Source organism: Halomonas beimenensis, from assembly GCF_002549795.1.
Lineage (GTDB): Bacteria > Pseudomonadota > Gammaproteobacteria > Pseudomonadales > Halomonadaceae > Halomonas > Halomonas beimenensis.
The window spans coordinates 3,219,926-3,235,231 of sequence record NZ_CP021435.1; the positions used below are offsets into that span (position 1 = coordinate 3,219,926).

A 15,306-nucleotide genomic window follows, 5' to 3' on the forward strand; every position below is an offset into this window, starting at 1 on the left:
CATCGCGTTCGACAGGGCCGTGGTCGTCAAGGAATCGCTTTTCCCCCGGGTCCTGGACCCGGGGATTCTCTGCTCTACCCAACACCAACCAAGGAGCATGCCATGCAGACCAAAGCCATTCTCGGCCTCAGTGAAGTCAACGCCCTCCTGGATGCCGCCCAGCGGGAGGCCGAGGCCAACGGCTGGAAGGTGACCGTGGCCGTCACCGACGACAGCGGCGAGCTGCTCGGCCTGCGTCGCCTCGACGGCGCCTCGCCGATGACCGCCATGATCAGCGCCCAGAAGGCCCGCAGTGCGGCGCTGAGCCACAAGGAGACCCAGGTCTTCGAGCGCATGATCAACGAGGGGCGCAATGCCTTCCTCTCGGCTCCCCTGCAGGGCCTGATGGAAGGCGGGGTACCGGTGGAGGTCGACGGCCGGGTGATCGGGGCGGTGGGCGTCTCCGGCGTCAAGGCCGACCAGGACGCCCAGGTCGCCCGCGCCAGCATCGCCGCGGTGATCTGATCACGGCCGCCTTCTCCTCCGCCCCCGGGCGATGTCCCGGGGGCAGGGTGGGAGAGGCGGCGTGGCCGCGCGCCGGGCTCAGCGACGCGGCTTGGGCTTGCGCATCGCCTGCACCGGGCGGCGCTTGTGCTTGTCGCGGCTCCAGCGGTTCTTCTCGTCCGGGGTCAGCTCCGGCACCTTGCGCGAGGGCAGCCCGGCCATCTCGGCCAGGTCGTCGACCTCTTCCTGGGTGAGCTCCACCCATTCGCTGGCCTTGGCGCGCTTGTCCAGGAAGATGTTGCCGTAGCGCACCCGCTTGAGGCGGCTGACGGTGAGGCCCTGGGACTCCCAGAGCCGCCGGACCTCGCGGTTGCGGCCTTCCATGATCACCACGTGGAACCAGGTGTTGATGCCCTCGCCCCCGAACTCCTGGACGTCGGTGAACCGCGCCGGGCCGTCGTCGAGCATCACGCCCTCGACCATGGCCTTCACCTGGTCCGGCTTGACCTCGCCCATGACCCGCACGGCGTACTCGCGCTCGATCTGGGTCGAGGGGTGCATCAGGCGGTTGGCCAGCTCCCCGTCGGTGGTGAACAGCAGCAGCCCGCTGGTGTTGATGTCCAGGCGGCCGATGGCGATCCAGCGCTCGCCCTTGAGGCGAGGCAGGCGATCGAAGACGGTACGCCGCCCTTCCGGGTCCTTGCGGGTGCACAGCTCGCCCTCGGGCTTGTTGTACATGATCACCCGGCGCGGCACCTCCTCGGCGGCGCGCAGGGTCACCGGGCGGTCGTCGAAGGCCACCTTGTCCCGGGTCTCGATGCGATCGCCCAGGGTCGCCACCCGGCCGTTGACCTTGACCCGGCCGTCGGCGATGGCGGTCTCCATCTCGCGGCGCGACCCCAGGCCCGCCCGGGCCAGGACCTTCTGCAGTTTCTCGGTGGTGGTGCTCATCTGTCGTCTGTCTCGCTGGTAGTGGGTTCCGTCCCCGAGGCAGCGTCATCGTCGACGCGGCCCCGGGCACGTTCGGACAGGCGAGCCTCGAGGTCGGCGAAGCTCAGGCCCGTCCGCTCGGACGCCGTCCCGGCGTGGTCGTCGTCGGCCGTCCCGGCCGTCGTCTCGCTGGCCGCCTCCGGCACCGGCTCCGGTGCCGCGGCGGCCGCCTCGCTTTCCTCCGGCGAGGCCGTATTCTCGGAGGCCCCCGCGTCGCTCGCCTCCTCCCCGTCGGACGGGGCATCCGCCTGAGCCAGCACGTCGTGCTGGGGCGGCGGCGGGGTGTCCTCGAGGCTTTCCTCGGGCTCGTCGAAGTCCTTGAGCTCGTGCATCGGCGGCAGCTCGTCCAGGGTCTTCAGGCCGAAGTCGTCGAGGAAGGCCCGGGTCGTGGCATAGACCGCCGGACGCCCCGGCACGTCGCGATGCCCCACCACCCGCACCCAGCCACGCTCGACCAGGGTGCGCATGATCGAGCCGCTGACCGTCACCCCGCGCACCTCCTCGATGTCGCCCCGGGTCACCGGCTGACGATAGGCGATCAGCGCCAGGGTCTCCAGCAGTGCCCGGGAGTAGCGCTGGGGCCGCTCGTCCCAGAGCCGCGACACCCAGGGCGAGAGCCGCGGCCGGATGCGCAGCTGGTAACCCGACGCGGTCTCCAGCAGTTCCATGGCGCCGCGCTCGTGGCGCACCTCGACCCGCCCCAGGGCCTCGCGCAGGGCCCGCCGCGGGGGACGCTCGTGGTCGTCGAACAGTGCCTCCAGGCGATCCAGGGACAGCGGCTCCCCGGCCGCCAGCAGGGCGGCCTCGAGGATCTCGTCCAGGGCATCGGGGAATTCCATGGCGGTCATGCCGGCGCGCTCCCTTCCTCGTCCTCTTCCTCGCTCACGAAGGGGCTCTCCCCTTCCGGGTCGTCGTCGGCGATGCTCTCCGCCTCGTCGCCCTCCATCGGGGCGCTGCGCGAGCGCACATGGATCGGCGAGAGCGGGGCATTCTGCACGATCTCGATCATCGCCTCCTTGGCCAGCTCCAGGATGGCCATGAAGGTGACCACCACCCCGGCCCGGCCTTCCTCGAGGGTGAACAGTGCCTCGAAGGGGGTGTAGTGGCGGTGGTGCAGCTGCTCCATGATCGCCAGCATGCGCTCCCGGGTGGACAGCACCTCGCGACTGACCTGGTGGGCCTGGTTGAGCTCGGCACGACGCAGGATGCCGGCGAGCGCCCCGAGCAGCTCGTCGAGCTCCACGTCCGGGTGCACCACCCGGCTCTCCAGGGTCGGCAGGGCGGCCCGGGCCGGGAACCAGTCGCGCCCCAGCCGCGGCAGCTCGGCCAGGGCCTCGGCGGCGTTCTTGAGCCGTTCGTACTCCTGGAGGCGGCGGATCAGCTCGGCGCGCGGATCCTCGTCCTCCTCCTCGCCGCCTTCCCGGGGGGGCTTGGGCAACAGGGTCCGCGACTTGATCTCGGCGAGCATCGCCGCCATCAGCAGGTATTCGCCGGCCAGTTCGATCTCCATGGCCTTCATCAGCTCCACGTACTCGATGTACTGGCGGGTGATGGCGGCCACGTCGATGGCCAGGATATCCAGGTTCTGACGGCGGATCAGGTAGAGCAGCAGGTCCAGCGGCCCCTCGAAGGCCTCCAGGAAGACCCGCAGGGCCTCCGGCGGAATGTAGAGATCCTCCGGCAGCTCGGTGATCGGCTCGGCGGACAGCCGGCCCAGCACCTCGGCGCTCTGGGCGATGGCCCGGCGCTCGGCCTCGCTCGTGCCCGCCTCCGGGGAGTCCGGGGCGGCATCGGGCGCTGGGGGGGACGGGGACGTCTCGCTCACGCGGGGCCTGGCCTCCGGGCTGCTGGGTCGGCGAATGATCGACCGCACAGTCTACCAAGGCCTGCGCCCCAGAGTAAGCCAGGGCTCACCCGGCCCAGGGCAATCGTAGTTGGGTCTGGCGAGGGGCGCCGGGGACAGGTCGAAGAGGGGGTCCTACGCCATGGATGGCGTCGGTAGCGCCCAGGGAGGGGTTCACAGCGCCCCCTCGCAGACCTGTCGACGGATCAGCCCCGAGCAACAACCTTGATCCGGGATAGCCCCGTCACCCGGCCTCGGCGGCGCGCCGGTAGCGCCCCGTGTAGTCGAACAGCTTGCGCCGTACCTGCCAGTGGCGGCCGACCTTGCGACCGATCACGAAGTCCGGGGCGCGCAGCCGACGTCGCTCGCGGATCACCTCGTCGGGCGTGGTCGGCGACCAGCGACTGCCCGGCGCGCGCAGGTGCTCGCGAAGGAAGGCGGCGGCGAAGGCACCCCGCTGGGCCGGCGTCTCCAGGGCGAACCACTCGGCCAGGGTGGCCCCGTCCTCGTCGTGATAGACCACCTTGAGCCGCGGCAGGCCGCGGCCGTTGACGGTGGCCTCCAGTTCCATGCCCGAGACGCGCAGCACCCGGGCGTCGCGCAACTTGAGGGCCTCGCGCAGCTTGTCGTCGGCGTCCACCAGCAGCGCCTCGCAGCCGTGGCAGCGACGCGCGGCGGTGTCGTTCTCGGCGCCACAGTGGTCACAGACCTTGAAGCGATAGCGGAAGTCACACTGCGCGAGCCGGCCGCCGACGTCCTCCACCAGTCCCTGGCAACGCCGCCCGAAGTGCTCGATGACCAGCTCGCCGTCACGGCGCCCCCAGAACAGGTTGGCATGGCCGCAGCGGGGACACTCCACCTGCACCGGCTCGGTGTCCGCCGCCGGCCTGGGGCTCCCCACCTCCGGGGCATAGAGGTCCCAGGGGTTGCCGGCATAGTCGAGGATCAGGCAGTCGGCCTTGCCCGGGGCCAGGCGCAGGCCGCGGCCGACGATCTGCTGGTAGAGCCCCACCGACTCGGTGGGCCGCAGGATGGCGATCAGGTCCACATGGGGCGCGTCGAAGCCGGTGGTCAGCACCGACACGTTGACCAGGTACTTAACGCTGCGCGCCTTGAAGGCGGCGATGATTCCCTCGCGCTCGGCGGCGGGGGTCGCCCCGGTGACCAGCGCCGCCTCGCTCGCCGGCAGGTAGCCGAGGATCTCCTCGGCATGGGCCACGCTGGCGGCGAAGAGCATGACGCCGGCGCGCTCGGCGGCCCGGGCGACCACTTCCTCGATGATCGCGGGGGTGGCCCGGTGGCCGGCCACCACCCGATTCAGCTCCGCCTCCTGGAAGAGGCCGCCGCTGCCGGGCTCGAGCGAGGAGAAGTCGTAGCGCTCCACGGCGGCATCGACCAGGCGCGGCTCGGCGAGGTAGCCCTGCTTGACCATCAGGCGCAGGGGCTGCTCGAAGACGCAATCGCGGAAGAAGCAGTCCTCCGCGCCGCGCACCATGCCGTGATAGTGGCGGTGATAGAGGAAGCCCTGCCCCAGCCGGTAGGGCGTGGCGGTCAGCCCCAGCACCTTGAGCCGGGGATTGTGCTCGCGCAGGTGGGCGATGACCCGGCGGTAGCCGGAGTCCTCGTCGAGCGAGACCCGGTGGCACTCGTCGATCACCAGCAGGGTGAAGGCGTCGTCATCGAAGGCGTCCAGGTTGCGGACCACCGACTGCACCGAGCCGAAGACCACCTTCCGGCCGGCATCCTTGCGGCCCAGGCCGGCGCTGAAGATGTCGGCCTCCAGGCCGTAGGCCCGGTACTTGGCGTGGTTCTGCTCGACCAGTTCGCGCACATGGGCCAGCACCAGCACCCGGCCACGGGCCAGCCGCGCCAGCTCGGCGATCACCAGCGACTTGCCGCTGCCGGTGGGCAGCACCACCACGGCGGGCTCGTCGCCGGCCCGGAAGTGCTCGACCACCCGGGCCACCGCCTGCTGCTGGTAGGGTCTTAGGCTGGGCGGGACGGCGGACATGGGAGCTCCTGGGGTCACGGGGAGCGCCATCTTACCGGCTGGGGATAGCGGCGTCAGGAGAAGCGTGGCGCTCGGCCCGCCAGGCGCGCCGCGACGGCCTCCCGTTGCTCCTCGCCGCCGAGCAGTTCGCCCTGCAACCGGGCCTCCAGCGCCAGGCGAGCGCGCTCGTCGAGCCCCGGAGCCCGGCGCAGCAGGGTATCGAAGGCCGCCACCGCCCGAGGCGAGCGCGCGGCGATGTCCGCGGCCAGCTCGGCGGCCGCCTCGGCGGGCCGCTCGGCCAGCCGGGTCGCGAGCCCCAGGGAGACCGCCTCCTCGCCCCTCACCCGGCGCCCCGTCCAGGCGAGCTCACGCAGCACGTCCGGCCGCAGGCCGGCCCCGCTGACGCTGATGCCCATATCCGGGATGATGCCCCAGTCGATCTCCAGCAGGGCGAGGCTCGCCTCGGGATGGACCAGGCGCAGGTCGGCACCGAGGGCGATCTGCAGGCCCCCGCCGTAGACGTGGCCCTGCAGCGCGGCGATCACCGGCACCCCCGCGTCACGCCAGCCGAGTGCCAGGCGCTGGACGGGATTGCGGCCGTCCTCGCCCGCCTCGAGCAGGGTCGGCTGGCGCTTCGGGTCGGCCAGGATCGACGCCATATCGAGCCCGGCGCAGAAACTCTCTCCCTCGCCCCGCAGCACCAGGACCCGCAGGCGTTCCAGGCCGGCGAGCCAGCGCTGCGCCTCGAGCAGGCCGTCGATCATCGCCCAGTCCAGCCCGTTGTGGCGGTCGGGGCGCGCCAGGCATACCTCGGCCACTCCGGCCTCGACGGTCGCCGTCACCCGTCCGGCAAAGGTCCGCGTCATCTTCTCCCTCTCCGTCTCAGGCATCGACAGGGAGTGTGGCGCGGGCCGGCCCGAAATTCAAACATTCGTTTTAACCCCGATCCCGTCGGATCAGGTCATCATGCCCTGCAGCAGCAGGTAGCCCGGGACCCAGGCGGTCACCAGCCCCTGAGCCAGGGAGGTACGCGCCATCAGCGGCTGCAGCCGCGGACGATGGCAGAGCATCAGGTAGAAGCCGAACCACAGCGCCGACCAGGCCAGCCAGTTCATCGCGGACCACCAGCCCCACAGGCTCCCGGCTCCGGCGAGCTGCAGCGCCCCGGTGGGCAGCGCGGTGAGCGCCACGAACAGGCAGAAGTACCCCAGCCCCCGACCGGAGCTACCGTTGCGCCGATTGATCGCCACCCAGAGATAGGTGAAGGCGAACAGCAGGGTCATGGCCGCGGTACGCACGCTATGGGCGTCGGCCCCGGGCCCGAAGGCCGCATAGGCGGCCACGGCGAGGCTCACGCCACCGACGAAGAAGTTGATCACCTGGATCTCGCGGTCCTCGATGCGCCCGAGCATCCACAGGCCGTTGAGCACCAGCACCGCTCCCACATAGAGCAGGCCCAATCCCTCATGCATGGTTCCACGCGCTCCGTCACACGGGCGCTCGCCCCTCATGCCGGCGCCCCGAGGGGACCTTATAGCCGTTCCCCCGGGGAGGTGCAAGTTTAAGTGGAAATATTTTTCATAAACCAAGCTTCAACCCGCCGACTTGACCCGAGCGCGGCCAGCCATGATACCTAGGAGGAGACTCCAGGATGAGCGGATCGCCCATCGTCGATACAGGAGAGGCGCATATGAAACTGAAGACCCGTCCCGAATGCCCCAAATGCGGCAGCCGAGTGAAGCGATTCCCGCCGGGTCGCCACGATCAGTATCATGTCTACTGCGACGGCTGTGGCCACGACTTCGGCCGCTTCGACTACTTCCAGGCGCAGTTCCGCCACCTTCTCGATGACCTCGAGGCCCAGCTGAGGCGAGAGGAGGCCACCGACGACGACACTCCCTGAGGCGCATCCCCGACACGACGACGCCCGGACCTCCTGGCCCGGGCGTCGTCGTGTCGCGGCCTGCGTCCGGCTCAGCCGAGCCAGGTGCGGGCGTTGCGGAACAGCCGCATCCAGGCACCGTCGCGAGTCCACTCGGCCGGCCGCCAGGAGTTGGTCACCGCCCGCACCACGCGCTCGGGATGCGGCATCATGATGGTGACCCGGCCGTCCGGGGTGGTCAGGCCGGTAATGCCCGAGGGCGAGCCGTTGGGGTTGGCCGGGTAGCGGGTGGTCACCTGGCCGTAGTTGTCCACGTAGCGCAGCGCCACCTGGGAACTGCCCTGCATCCGGCGCAGGTGGCCGTCGTCACGGAACTCGGCCTGTCCCTCGCCGTGGGCCACGGCGATGGGCAGCAGCGACCCTTCCATGCCGGAGAGCAGGATCGACGGGCTCTTCTCCACCTTGACCATGGCTACCCGGGCCTCGAACTGCTCGGACTCGTTGCGCACGAAGCGCGGCCAGTCCTCGGCGCCGGGGATCAGTTCCTTGAGCTGGGCGAGCATCTGGCAGCCGTTGCACACGCCCAGGGCGAAGCTGTCGTCGCGGCCGAAGAACCCGGCGAACTGCTCCCGGGCTCGCTCGTGGAACAGCACCGACTTGGCCCAGCCGCCGCCGGCGCCCAGGACGTCGCCGTAGGAGAAGCCGCCGCAGGCCACCAGGCCCTTGAAGTCTTCCAGGCCGACACGCCCCTCCAGGATATCGCTCATGTGCACGTCCACGGCCTCGAAGCCGGCATGGTCGAAGGACCAGGCCATCTCCAGGTGACCGTTGACGCCCTGCTCGCGGAGTACCGCCACGGCCGGCCTGGCGGTATTGACGAAGGGCGCGGCGATGTCCTCGTCGACGTCGAAGCTCGGCTGGGCGGTGAGGCCCGGGTCGCGACCGTCGAGCAGGCCGTCGAACTCGCTCTTGGCGCAGTCGGCGTTGTCGCGCAACGCCTGCATGCGGTAGCTGGTCTCGGTCCAGGTGCGCTGGGTCAGCAGGCGGGTGGTCTCGAGCAGCGGTTCCTCGAACAGGGTCACCCGCACCTGGTCGTCGTAGCGAGGGCGGGCGATGACGCCGCAGGTCTCGAGACCGGCGCCGGCGAGCTGGGCCAGCACTTCCTCGGTATGCTCCCGGGACACCTGGATCACGGCGCCGAGTTCCTCGGCGAACAGGGCGTTGAAGGCATCGGTGGGCTCGTCGATCAGCCAGTCGAGCTTGATCTCCAGGCCGGCATGGGCGGCGAAGGCCATCTCCAGCAGGGTGACCAGCAGGCCGCCGTCGCTGCGATCGTGGTAGGCCAGCAGCTTGCCGTCGGCGTTGAGGCCCTGGATCACCGAGAAGAAGGCCTTGAGGTCCTCCGGGTCGTCCAGGTCCGGACACTCGTCGCCCACCTGGCCGTAGACCTGGGCCAGGGCCGATCCGCCCAGGCGGTTCCGGCCGCCGCCCAAGTCGATGAGGATCAGGTCGGACTCGTCCTGCTCCAGGTTGATCTGCGGGGTCAGGGTCCGCATGGCATCGGTGACCGGCGCGAAGCCGGTGGTCACCAGCGACAGCGGCGCGGTGACGCTCTTCTCCTCGCCGCCGGCCTCCCAAGCGGTGCGCATGGACATGGAGTCCTTGCCCACCGGCACGGCGATGCCCAGCGCCGGGCAGAGCTCCATGCCCACGGCGTGGACGGCGTCGTACAGCGCCTGGTTCTCGCCCGGGTGGCTGGCCGCGCTCATCCAGTTGGCGGAGAGCTTGACGTCGCCGAGCCTGGCGATGGGGGCGGCGGCCAGGTTGGTGATGGTCTCGGCCACCGCCAGGCGGGCGCTGGCCGCCGGGTCGATCAATGCCACCGGCGGGCGCTCGTCCATGGCCATGGCCTCGCCGGCATGGGTGTCGAAGGTGGCGGTGGTCACGGCCACGTCGGCCACCGGCACCTGCCAGGGACCGACCATCTGGTCGCGGGCGACCTGGCCGGTGATGGAGCGGTCGCCGATGGTGATCAAAAAGCTCTTGGAGGCCACGGTGGGCAGGCGCAGCACCCGGTCCATGGCCTCGCGCAGGTCCAGGTTATCGAGCATGATGCCCGGCAGCTCGCGCTCCTCGCGGGTGAACTCGCGCTGCATTCTCGGCGGCTTGCCGAACAGCACGCTCATCGGCAGGTCCACCGGCTTGGTCTCGAAATGGCCGTCGCGAACCTCCAGATGATGGGGCTCGGTGGCCTCGCCGACCACCGCGTAGGGGCAACGCTCCCGCCGGCACAGGGCGTCGAAGGTCTCGAGGTCCTCGGGGGCCACGGCGAGCACGTAGCGCTCCTGGGCCTCGTTGCACCAGATCTCCAGCGGGCTCATGCCCGGCTCGGCGTTGGGCACCTCGCGCAGCTCGAAGCGACCGCCGCGCTCGCCGTCCTTGACCAGCTCCGGCAGGGCGTTGGACAGGCCGCCGGCGCCCACGTCGTGGATGAAGCGAATGGGGTTGTCGTCCCCCAGCGCCCAGCAGCGATCGATGACCTCCTGGGCACGGCGCTCGATCTCGGGGTTGTCGCGCTGCACCGAGGCGAAGTCCAGGTCTGCGCTGGAGGCCCCGGAGGCCATGGAGGAGGCCGCGCCGCCGCCCAGGCCGATCAGCATGGCCGGGCCGCCCATCACGATCAGCTTGCCGCCGACCGGGATCTCGCCCTTCTGGACGTGCCCCTCGCGGATGTTGCCGTAGCCGCCGGCCAGCATGATCGGCTTGTGGTAGCCGCGGCGCTCGATGCCGTCCGCGCCCAGGGCGTCCTGCTCGTAGCTGCGGAAGTAGCCCGCCAGGTTGGGACGGCCGAACTCGTTGTTGAAGGCGGCGCCGCCGATGGGCCCCTCGAGCATGATGTCGAGGGCGCTGACGATCCGCTCGGGCTTGCCGTAGTCGAAGGCTTCCCAGGGCTGGACGAATTCCGGGATGCGCAGGTTGGAGACGGTGAAGCCGGTCAGCCCCGCCTTGGGCTTGCCGCCGATGCCGGTGGCGCCCTCGTCGCGGATCTCGCCGCCGGCGCCGGTGGCCGCCCCCGGATGCGGGGCGATGGCCGTCGGGTGATTGTGGGTCTCCACCTTCATCAGGATGTGCACCGGCTCCGGGTGGGTGCCGTAGACGGCCCGCCCGGCGGCCTCGCCGGTCAGCGGCGCGGCGAAGAAGCGCCCGGCCTCGGAGCCGCGGATCACCGCGGCGTTGTCGCTGTAGGCGGAGAGAATGTCGTCCGGCGAGGCCTCGAAGGTGTTCTTGATCATCTTGAACAGCGAGCGCGGCTGCACCTCGCCGTCCACCACCCAGTCGGCGTTGAAGATCTTGTGCCGGCAATGCTCGGAGTTCGCCTGGGCGAACATCATCAGCTCGACGTCGGTGGGATTGCGCTCGAGGCCCTGGAAGGCCTCGCAGAGATAGTCGATCTCGTCCTCGGCCAGGGCCAGGCCGAGGGCGACGTTGGCTTCCACCAGGGCCGGGCGGCCGCCGCCGAGCAGGTCCACCTGACCCAGCGGCGCCGGCTCGTGGTGGGCGAACAGCCGGGCGGCGTCGGAGGCGTCGAACAGCACCGTCTCGGTCATGCGATCGTGCAATGCCGCGGTGACCGCCTCGAAGGCGTCCTCGGAGAGGGCGCCGGCGAAGCGCACGCGGTAGGCGATGCCACGCTCCAGGCGACGGACCTTGCTCAACCCGCAGTTGTGGGCGATGTCGGTGGCCTTGGAGGACCAGGGCGACTGGGTGCCGATGCGCGGCACGACCAGGAAGAGACGTCCCTCGGACGCAGCCTCCTCGGCCTGGCGGACCGGGCCATAGTCCAGCAGCCGCTCGAGCAGGCGGTGTTCCTCGTCGGTCAGTGCCTCATCATGATCGACGAAGTGCACGTAGTCGGCTGTGAGCGCCTCGACCTGGGGAGCCGCGGCGTGCAGGGCGTCCAGCAGCTTGGCGTGACGGAAAGCGGATAAGGCGGGCGCACCACGCAGTTCGAGCATATCCTCGGGCCTCTGAAACAAGCAGAATGCAGTAAAGACGGGGCCGCGGCCGGCGGCAATGAGCGCACATGATACTGGAAAGGGCGGGCCGCGAGAAATCGGCGTGGATGACAGCCATCGGGCGGCTGGGTAAGGTGACATCACTCATCGCAACCCGACATCGCCATGCTGCCACCCCTGCTCGACCACCTCCGCCGCCGACGGCGGGGCTACCTGGCCCTGTGCGCCTGCCTGGTGCTGGGGCTGGCGCCGGAGCGACCGGATCGCTCGCCGGGCCCCCAGCTGGCCGCGGTGCTCGAGCGGGACTTCCTCAGCGTCCAGACCCGCAACACCCCCACCACCTACTACGAGGGGCGCCAGGGGCCCACCGGTTTCGAGTACGAGCTGATGCGCCGCTTCGCCGACCACCTGGGGGTGAGCCTCACCCTGGACGCGGACCATAACATCGCCGGCGTCCCCGAGGCGGTGCGCACGGAGGGCGACATGGGCGCCGCGGCCCTGCCCCTGGACCCGTCCCGGGAAGGGCTGATATTCAGCCGCCCGATCATGCCGCTGCAGCCCCTGCTGGTCTACCGCCGCGGCCTGCCGCCGCCGGAGGACATCGACGACCTGGTGGGCCTGGAGATCGGTACCCTCACCGACACGGGCACCGACCGGGTGATGCGCGAGCTGCAGGCCGATCACCCCCGCTTGAGCTGGAAGGAGTCCGACGACATCGAGGTGGCCGCCCTGCTCGGCCAGGTGGCCGATGGCGCCCTGGATGCCGCCGTGGTCTTCGAGCACCAGTTCCGCCTCAACCGGCTGTTCTTCCCGGAGGTCGAGGACGGCTTCCGTCTGGGCCGGCCGCTGTCGCTGGCCTGGGCCTTCCCCACCGGCCAGGGGCTGGGACTGGTGCGCGAGGCCAACCGCTTCCTGACCGACCTGCAGGGCAGCGGCCTGCTCTCGCGACTGGAGACCCGCTACTTCGGGCGCGACGACTATCTGGAGTACGTCGGGGCCCGGACCTTCATCGGCCACGTCCATGAGCGACTGCCCGAATACGACGGCCTGTTCCGCGCGGCCGCCCGCCAGACCGGCTTCGACTGGAAGCTGCTGGCCGCGGTGGGCTACCAGGAGTCCCACTGGCGGCCGGAAGCCACTTCCCCGACCGGGGTACGCGGCCTGATGATGCTGACCAACGCCACCGCCTCGGACCTGGACGTCGACGACCGGCTGGATCCGGCCCAGAGCATCGATGGCGGCGCGCGCTATCTTCGCGAGCTAAAGGATCGCCTGCCGGAGTCGATAACCGGGGAGGACCGGCTGTTCATGGCGCTGGCCGCCTACAACGTGGGGCTCGGGCATCTGTATGACGCCCGACGCCTCACCGAGATGCAGGGCGGCGACCCGGACGCCTGGACGGACGTGCGCGAGGCCCTGCCGCTGCTCCAGGAGCGCGAGTGGTACAGCAAGACCCGGTACGGTTATGCCCGCGGGGGAGAGCCGGTCATCTATGTCCGCAACATCCGCCGCTATTACGAGATCCTCGCCTATGTGGACCGCAGTCAGCAGCAGTTCCACCAGCTCAACGCCCGCCGGCCCGAGGCGTCGGAAACCGGGATCTTCGACCTGGTGCCGCCGAGCAGTTGAGGCCGCGCGATGAGCCACCGATTCGCCGCCCTGCCCGTCCTGGCCGCCGTCCCGCCGTTGCTGGGCCTGGCGCTGTGGCCGGCGTCGGCCGTCGACCCCGCCACCTGGGTGACGGTGGCCCTGGTCGTGCCGCTGACCCTCGGCCAGCTGGCCTGGCACCTGCGACGGCTGACGTGGCTGAGGGTCGTGCTCTGGCCGGTCCTGGCCTGGCTGGCCCTGAGCCTGCTCAGCTACCTGCTGCCCGAGCACTGGGTCGCGCATGCCGCCTGGAACCGCCTGGCCGAGGGGCTCGTGCCCGGCAGCCATGTGGACGACTGGCGTCCGCCGCTGCTGGTGATGGTGAGCCTGACGCTGCTCGGACTCGGCCTGCACTCCCGCACCCGGGCCAACCTCGGCGCGCCGCTGCTGCTGACCACGACCGGGCTGGTGCTCGCCGGCCAGGCGCTCGAGCATCGCCATGGCCACTCCCTGCTGGCCATGGCCGCTCCCTGGCCGGTGATCGGCGCCCAGGCTTGCCTGCTGCTGGCCCAGCTCATCGACGCCCTGGGGGGCTGGCGGGTGACGCGGGGCAGCATCCGACGGGCGCTCTGGCCCTCCCTGCTGCTGGCCCTGATCGCGCTGATCTTCTGGCATCACCAGAAGGTGCTCGTCGAGCACGCGCTGAAAGCGGGTGTCCAGGCCCAGGGTCAGCGACTGGCCGATCGGCTGTCCGGGGAGATCGATGCCCACCTGGCCGCCATGCGACGCTTCGCCGCCTCCTGGGAATGGCTAAACGCCCCTCCCTCGAGCGAGCGGTGGGCCCGCCAGGCGAGCCTCTATCACCGGGACTTTCGCTACTTCCTCAACATCGCCTTCATCGATACGGACAGCCGGATCCGGCGGGTCTACCCGCTCGACGAGGTGAACCGGCGCCTCATCGGGACCCGGCTCTTCGATGCCCAGCCCGGGGGCCGGGAGGCCCTGGAGCGGGCTCTCGACGGCGAGGGCGTGGGTCGTACCGAGATCATCGGCCTGCTGCAGGGACAACCCGGGATCATCCATTACCTGCCGGTGGCCCGGGACGACGATGGCCGCATCCTGGGGGCGGTGGGCATGGTGGTCGGCCTGCAGTCCCTGGCCGACACCCTGTTCCGCCAGGTCGATCCCCACGCCACCGCCCTGGCCCTGTTCGAGGGCGATCGCCTGCTCGCCTACCAGGGGCCCGCCCAGCGCCAGGGGCCCTGGCAGCATGCCGCCGACATCGACATCAGCGGCAAGTCCCTGACCCTGATCACCCGGCCCGCCCGCGATGCGCTGCTCGCCCGTCGCTCGCGCCTGCCGGTGATCAGCCTGATGGTGGGGCTGACCCTCTCCTACCTGCTCTACCTGGCGCTCTTCGCCCGACACCGCATGCTCCTGCAGCATCGCCAGGTCCGGCGCTCCAACCGGGAGCTGCGCCGCGAGGTGCGCACCCGCGCCGACCTGCAGAAGGAGGTCGAGTGGCTCGCCGAGCATGACGAGCTGACCCGGCTGCCCAACCGGCGTCGCTTCATGCAGGTGCTCGACGCCCAGGCGGAGATTCGTCCATTGAGCCTGCTGCTGTGCGACATCGATCACTTCAAGCGGATCAATGACCGCTTCGGCCACCTGGTCGGCGACCGCTATCTCGCCGAACTGGGCCGGCTGGGCCGCGACGTGATCGGCGCCGCGGGCGGAACCTTCGCCCGCTTCGGCGGCGAGGAGTTCATCGCCTGCCTGCCGGGGTTCGACACCGACGCCGCGGTAGCGGTGGCCGAGCGGCTTCGCCGACGGCTGGCCGAGGCCGGGCTCGATCACGAGGATGGCTCGCCGATGACCCTCAGCGTGGGGGTGGCCACCCTGGGCGAGGGCCCCCTGACGCCGGAGGTGCTGCTGCAGGAGGCCGACGATGCCCTCTATCGGGCCAAGGCCCGGGGACGCGACCGGGTCGAACGGGCCACGCCCCGTGCCGACCTAACGCGCGCCGGCATCTGAGCGACGGTCCGCGAAGAAGGCCTTGAGCAGCTTCGCGACACGGCCGGCGAGGACGCCTCCCTCCACCCGGACCCGATGGTTGTGCCAGGGCTGGGCGAAGAGATTGGCCCTGGACTCCACCATGCCGGTACGCGGCTCCGCGGCCCCGTACACGACCCGGGCCAGCCGGGCATGGATGATCGCCCCGGTGCACATCATGCAGGGCTCGAGGGTCACATAGAGCGTGCAGCCGGCGAGGCGGTAGTTTGCCAGGCGCGCCCCGGCATCGCGCAGGGCGCGGATCTCGGCATGGGCGCTGGGGTCATGCCCGGCCACCGGGGCATTGTAGCCCGCGCCGACGATCTCGCCGCGGGGATCCACCACCACCGCCCCGACCGGCACCTCGCCGGCCTCCCAGGCGAGACGCGCCTGCTCGAGGGCGCGGTGCATGTAGAACTCGTCGCTGCGCATCGTCGCCGGCTCCCGTAGACTGTTGGCTATG

Annotated in this window: 12 protein-coding genes; 4 read left to right on the forward strand and 8 right to left on the reverse strand. The window is 70.6% G+C overall.

Annotated features, from left to right (window positions below):
• Window positions 1-102: 102 nt before the first annotated feature.
• On the forward strand, window positions 103-504 hold the full coding sequence (locus tag BEI_RS15010) for a GlcG/HbpS family heme-binding protein (RefSeq protein ID WP_097790282.1): 402 nt from the start codon (window positions 103-105) through the stop codon (window positions 502-504).
• A 78-nt stretch (window positions 505-582) separates the two neighbouring features.
• On the opposite strand, the gene rluB is transcribed toward BEI_RS15010, so the two are convergent.
• The 6 genes from rluB to BEI_RS15040 all read right to left on the reverse strand — a co-directional run bounded on the left by rluB (window position 583) and on the right by BEI_RS15040 (window position 6,778).
• Window positions 583-1,434, reverse strand: coding sequence for a 23S rRNA pseudouridine(2605) synthase RluB (gene rluB, locus BEI_RS15015; RefSeq protein ID WP_097790283.1), 852 nt, complete (start codon window positions 1,432-1,434; stop codon window positions 583-585).
• Window positions 1,431-2,321, reverse strand: a complete 891-nt coding sequence (gene scpB / locus BEI_RS15020) for an SMC-Scp complex subunit ScpB (RefSeq protein ID WP_097790284.1) — start codon at window positions 2,319-2,321, stop codon at window positions 1,431-1,433. Before scpB ends, rluB begins: the two co-directional genes overlap by 4 nt.
• A complete protein-coding gene (locus BEI_RS15025; protein WP_193765122.1) occupies window positions 2,318-3,298 on the reverse strand; it encodes a segregation and condensation protein A in 981 nt (326 codons plus the stop codon). The genes scpB and BEI_RS15025 overlap by 4 nt, the downstream gene beginning before the upstream one ends.
• A 262-nt stretch (window positions 3,299-3,560) precedes the next feature.
• Complete coding sequence (gene radD / locus BEI_RS15030) at window positions 3,561-5,327, reverse strand: DNA repair helicase RadD (protein WP_097790285.1); 1,767 nt, start codon at window positions 5,325-5,327, stop codon at window positions 3,561-3,563.
• A 53-nt stretch (window positions 5,328-5,380) separates the two neighbouring features.
• Window positions 5,381-6,172: a crotonase/enoyl-CoA hydratase family protein gene (locus BEI_RS15035; protein ID WP_097790286.1), complete on the reverse strand. Its 792-nt coding sequence runs from the start codon at window positions 6,170-6,172 to the stop codon at window positions 5,381-5,383.
• A gap of 90 nt (window positions 6,173-6,262) precedes the next feature.
• Window positions 6,263-6,778 carry an AmiS/UreI family transporter gene (locus tag BEI_RS15040; RefSeq protein WP_097790287.1) on the reverse strand — a complete coding sequence of 172 codons (516 nt, stop codon included), beginning with the start codon at window positions 6,776-6,778 and terminating at the stop codon, window positions 6,263-6,265.
• 218 nt (window positions 6,779-6,996) lie between these two features.
• On the opposite strand from BEI_RS15040, the gene BEI_RS15045 reads away from it, so the two are divergent.
• Window positions 6,997-7,209, forward strand: coding sequence for a hypothetical protein (locus BEI_RS15045; RefSeq protein WP_097790288.1), 213 nt, complete (start codon window positions 6,997-6,999; stop codon window positions 7,207-7,209).
• A 71-nt stretch (window positions 7,210-7,280) separates the two neighbouring features.
• Here the strand turns inward: BEI_RS15045 and purL are convergent, their stop codons facing one another.
• A complete protein-coding gene (gene purL / locus BEI_RS15050; protein ID WP_097790289.1) occupies window positions 7,281-11,204 on the reverse strand; it encodes a phosphoribosylformylglycinamidine synthase in 3,924 nt (1,307 codons plus the stop codon).
• Window positions 11,205-11,369: 165 nt separating this feature from the next.
• Between purL and mltF the strand changes: the two genes are divergently transcribed.
• Both mltF and BEI_RS15060 read left to right on the forward strand, forming a co-directional pair.
• Window positions 11,370-12,833 (forward strand): membrane-bound lytic murein transglycosylase MltF, encoded by a 1,464-nt coding sequence (mltF, locus tag BEI_RS15055; protein ID WP_097790290.1) that lies wholly within the window; start codon window positions 11,370-11,372, stop codon window positions 12,831-12,833.
• Window positions 12,834-12,842: 9 nt separating this feature from the next.
• Entirely contained in the window at window positions 12,843-14,825 is a 1,983-nt protein-coding gene (locus BEI_RS15060) for a GGDEF domain-containing protein (protein ID WP_097790291.1), read from the forward strand.
• Here BEI_RS15060 and tadA read toward each other — a convergent pair.
• Window positions 14,805-15,275, reverse strand: coding sequence for a tRNA adenosine(34) deaminase TadA (gene tadA / locus BEI_RS15065; protein WP_097790292.1), 471 nt, complete (start codon window positions 15,273-15,275; stop codon window positions 14,805-14,807). The two genes, BEI_RS15060 and tadA, sit on opposite strands and share 21 nt — an antisense overlap.
• Window positions 15,276-15,306 lie beyond the last annotated feature (31 nt).

Excerpts from the sequence above, each read along its gene's own strand:
- radD (WP_097790285.1), bottom strand. The coding sequence starts at position 5,327 with ATGTCCGCCGTCCCGCCCAGCCTAAGACCCTACCAGCAGCAGGCGGTG.
- rluB (WP_097790283.1), bottom strand. The coding sequence starts at position 1,434 with ATGAGCACCACCACCGAGAAACTGCAGAAGGTCCTGGCCCGGGCGGGC.
- BEI_RS15035 (WP_097790286.1), bottom strand. The coding sequence starts at position 6,172 with ATGACGCGGACCTTTGCCGGACGGGTGACGGCGACCGTCGAGGCCGGA.
- mltF (WP_097790290.1), top strand. The coding sequence starts at position 11,370 with ATGCTGCCACCCCTGCTCGACCACCTCCGCCGCCGACGGCGGGGCTAC.
- BEI_RS15060 (WP_097790291.1), top strand. The coding sequence starts at position 12,843 with ATGAGCCACCGATTCGCCGCCCTGCCCGTCCTGGCCGCCGTCCCGCCG.
- tadA (WP_097790292.1), bottom strand. The coding sequence starts at position 15,275 with ATGCGCAGCGACGAGTTCTACATGCACCGCGCCCTCGAGCAGGCGCGT.
- scpB (WP_097790284.1), bottom strand. The coding sequence starts at position 2,321 with ATGACCGCCATGGAATTCCCCGATGCCCTGGACGAGATCCTCGAGGCC.
- purL (WP_097790289.1), bottom strand. The coding sequence starts at position 11,204 with ATGCTCGAACTGCGTGGTGCGCCCGCCTTATCCGCTTTCCGTCACGCC.
- BEI_RS15010 (WP_097790282.1), top strand. The coding sequence starts at position 103 with ATGCAGACCAAAGCCATTCTCGGCCTCAGTGAAGTCAACGCCCTCCTG.
- BEI_RS15045 (WP_097790288.1), top strand. The coding sequence starts at position 6,997 with ATGAAACTGAAGACCCGTCCCGAATGCCCCAAATGCGGCAGCCGAGTG.
- BEI_RS15040 (WP_097790287.1), bottom strand. The coding sequence starts at position 6,778 with ATGCATGAGGGATTGGGCCTGCTCTATGTGGGAGCGGTGCTGGTGCTC.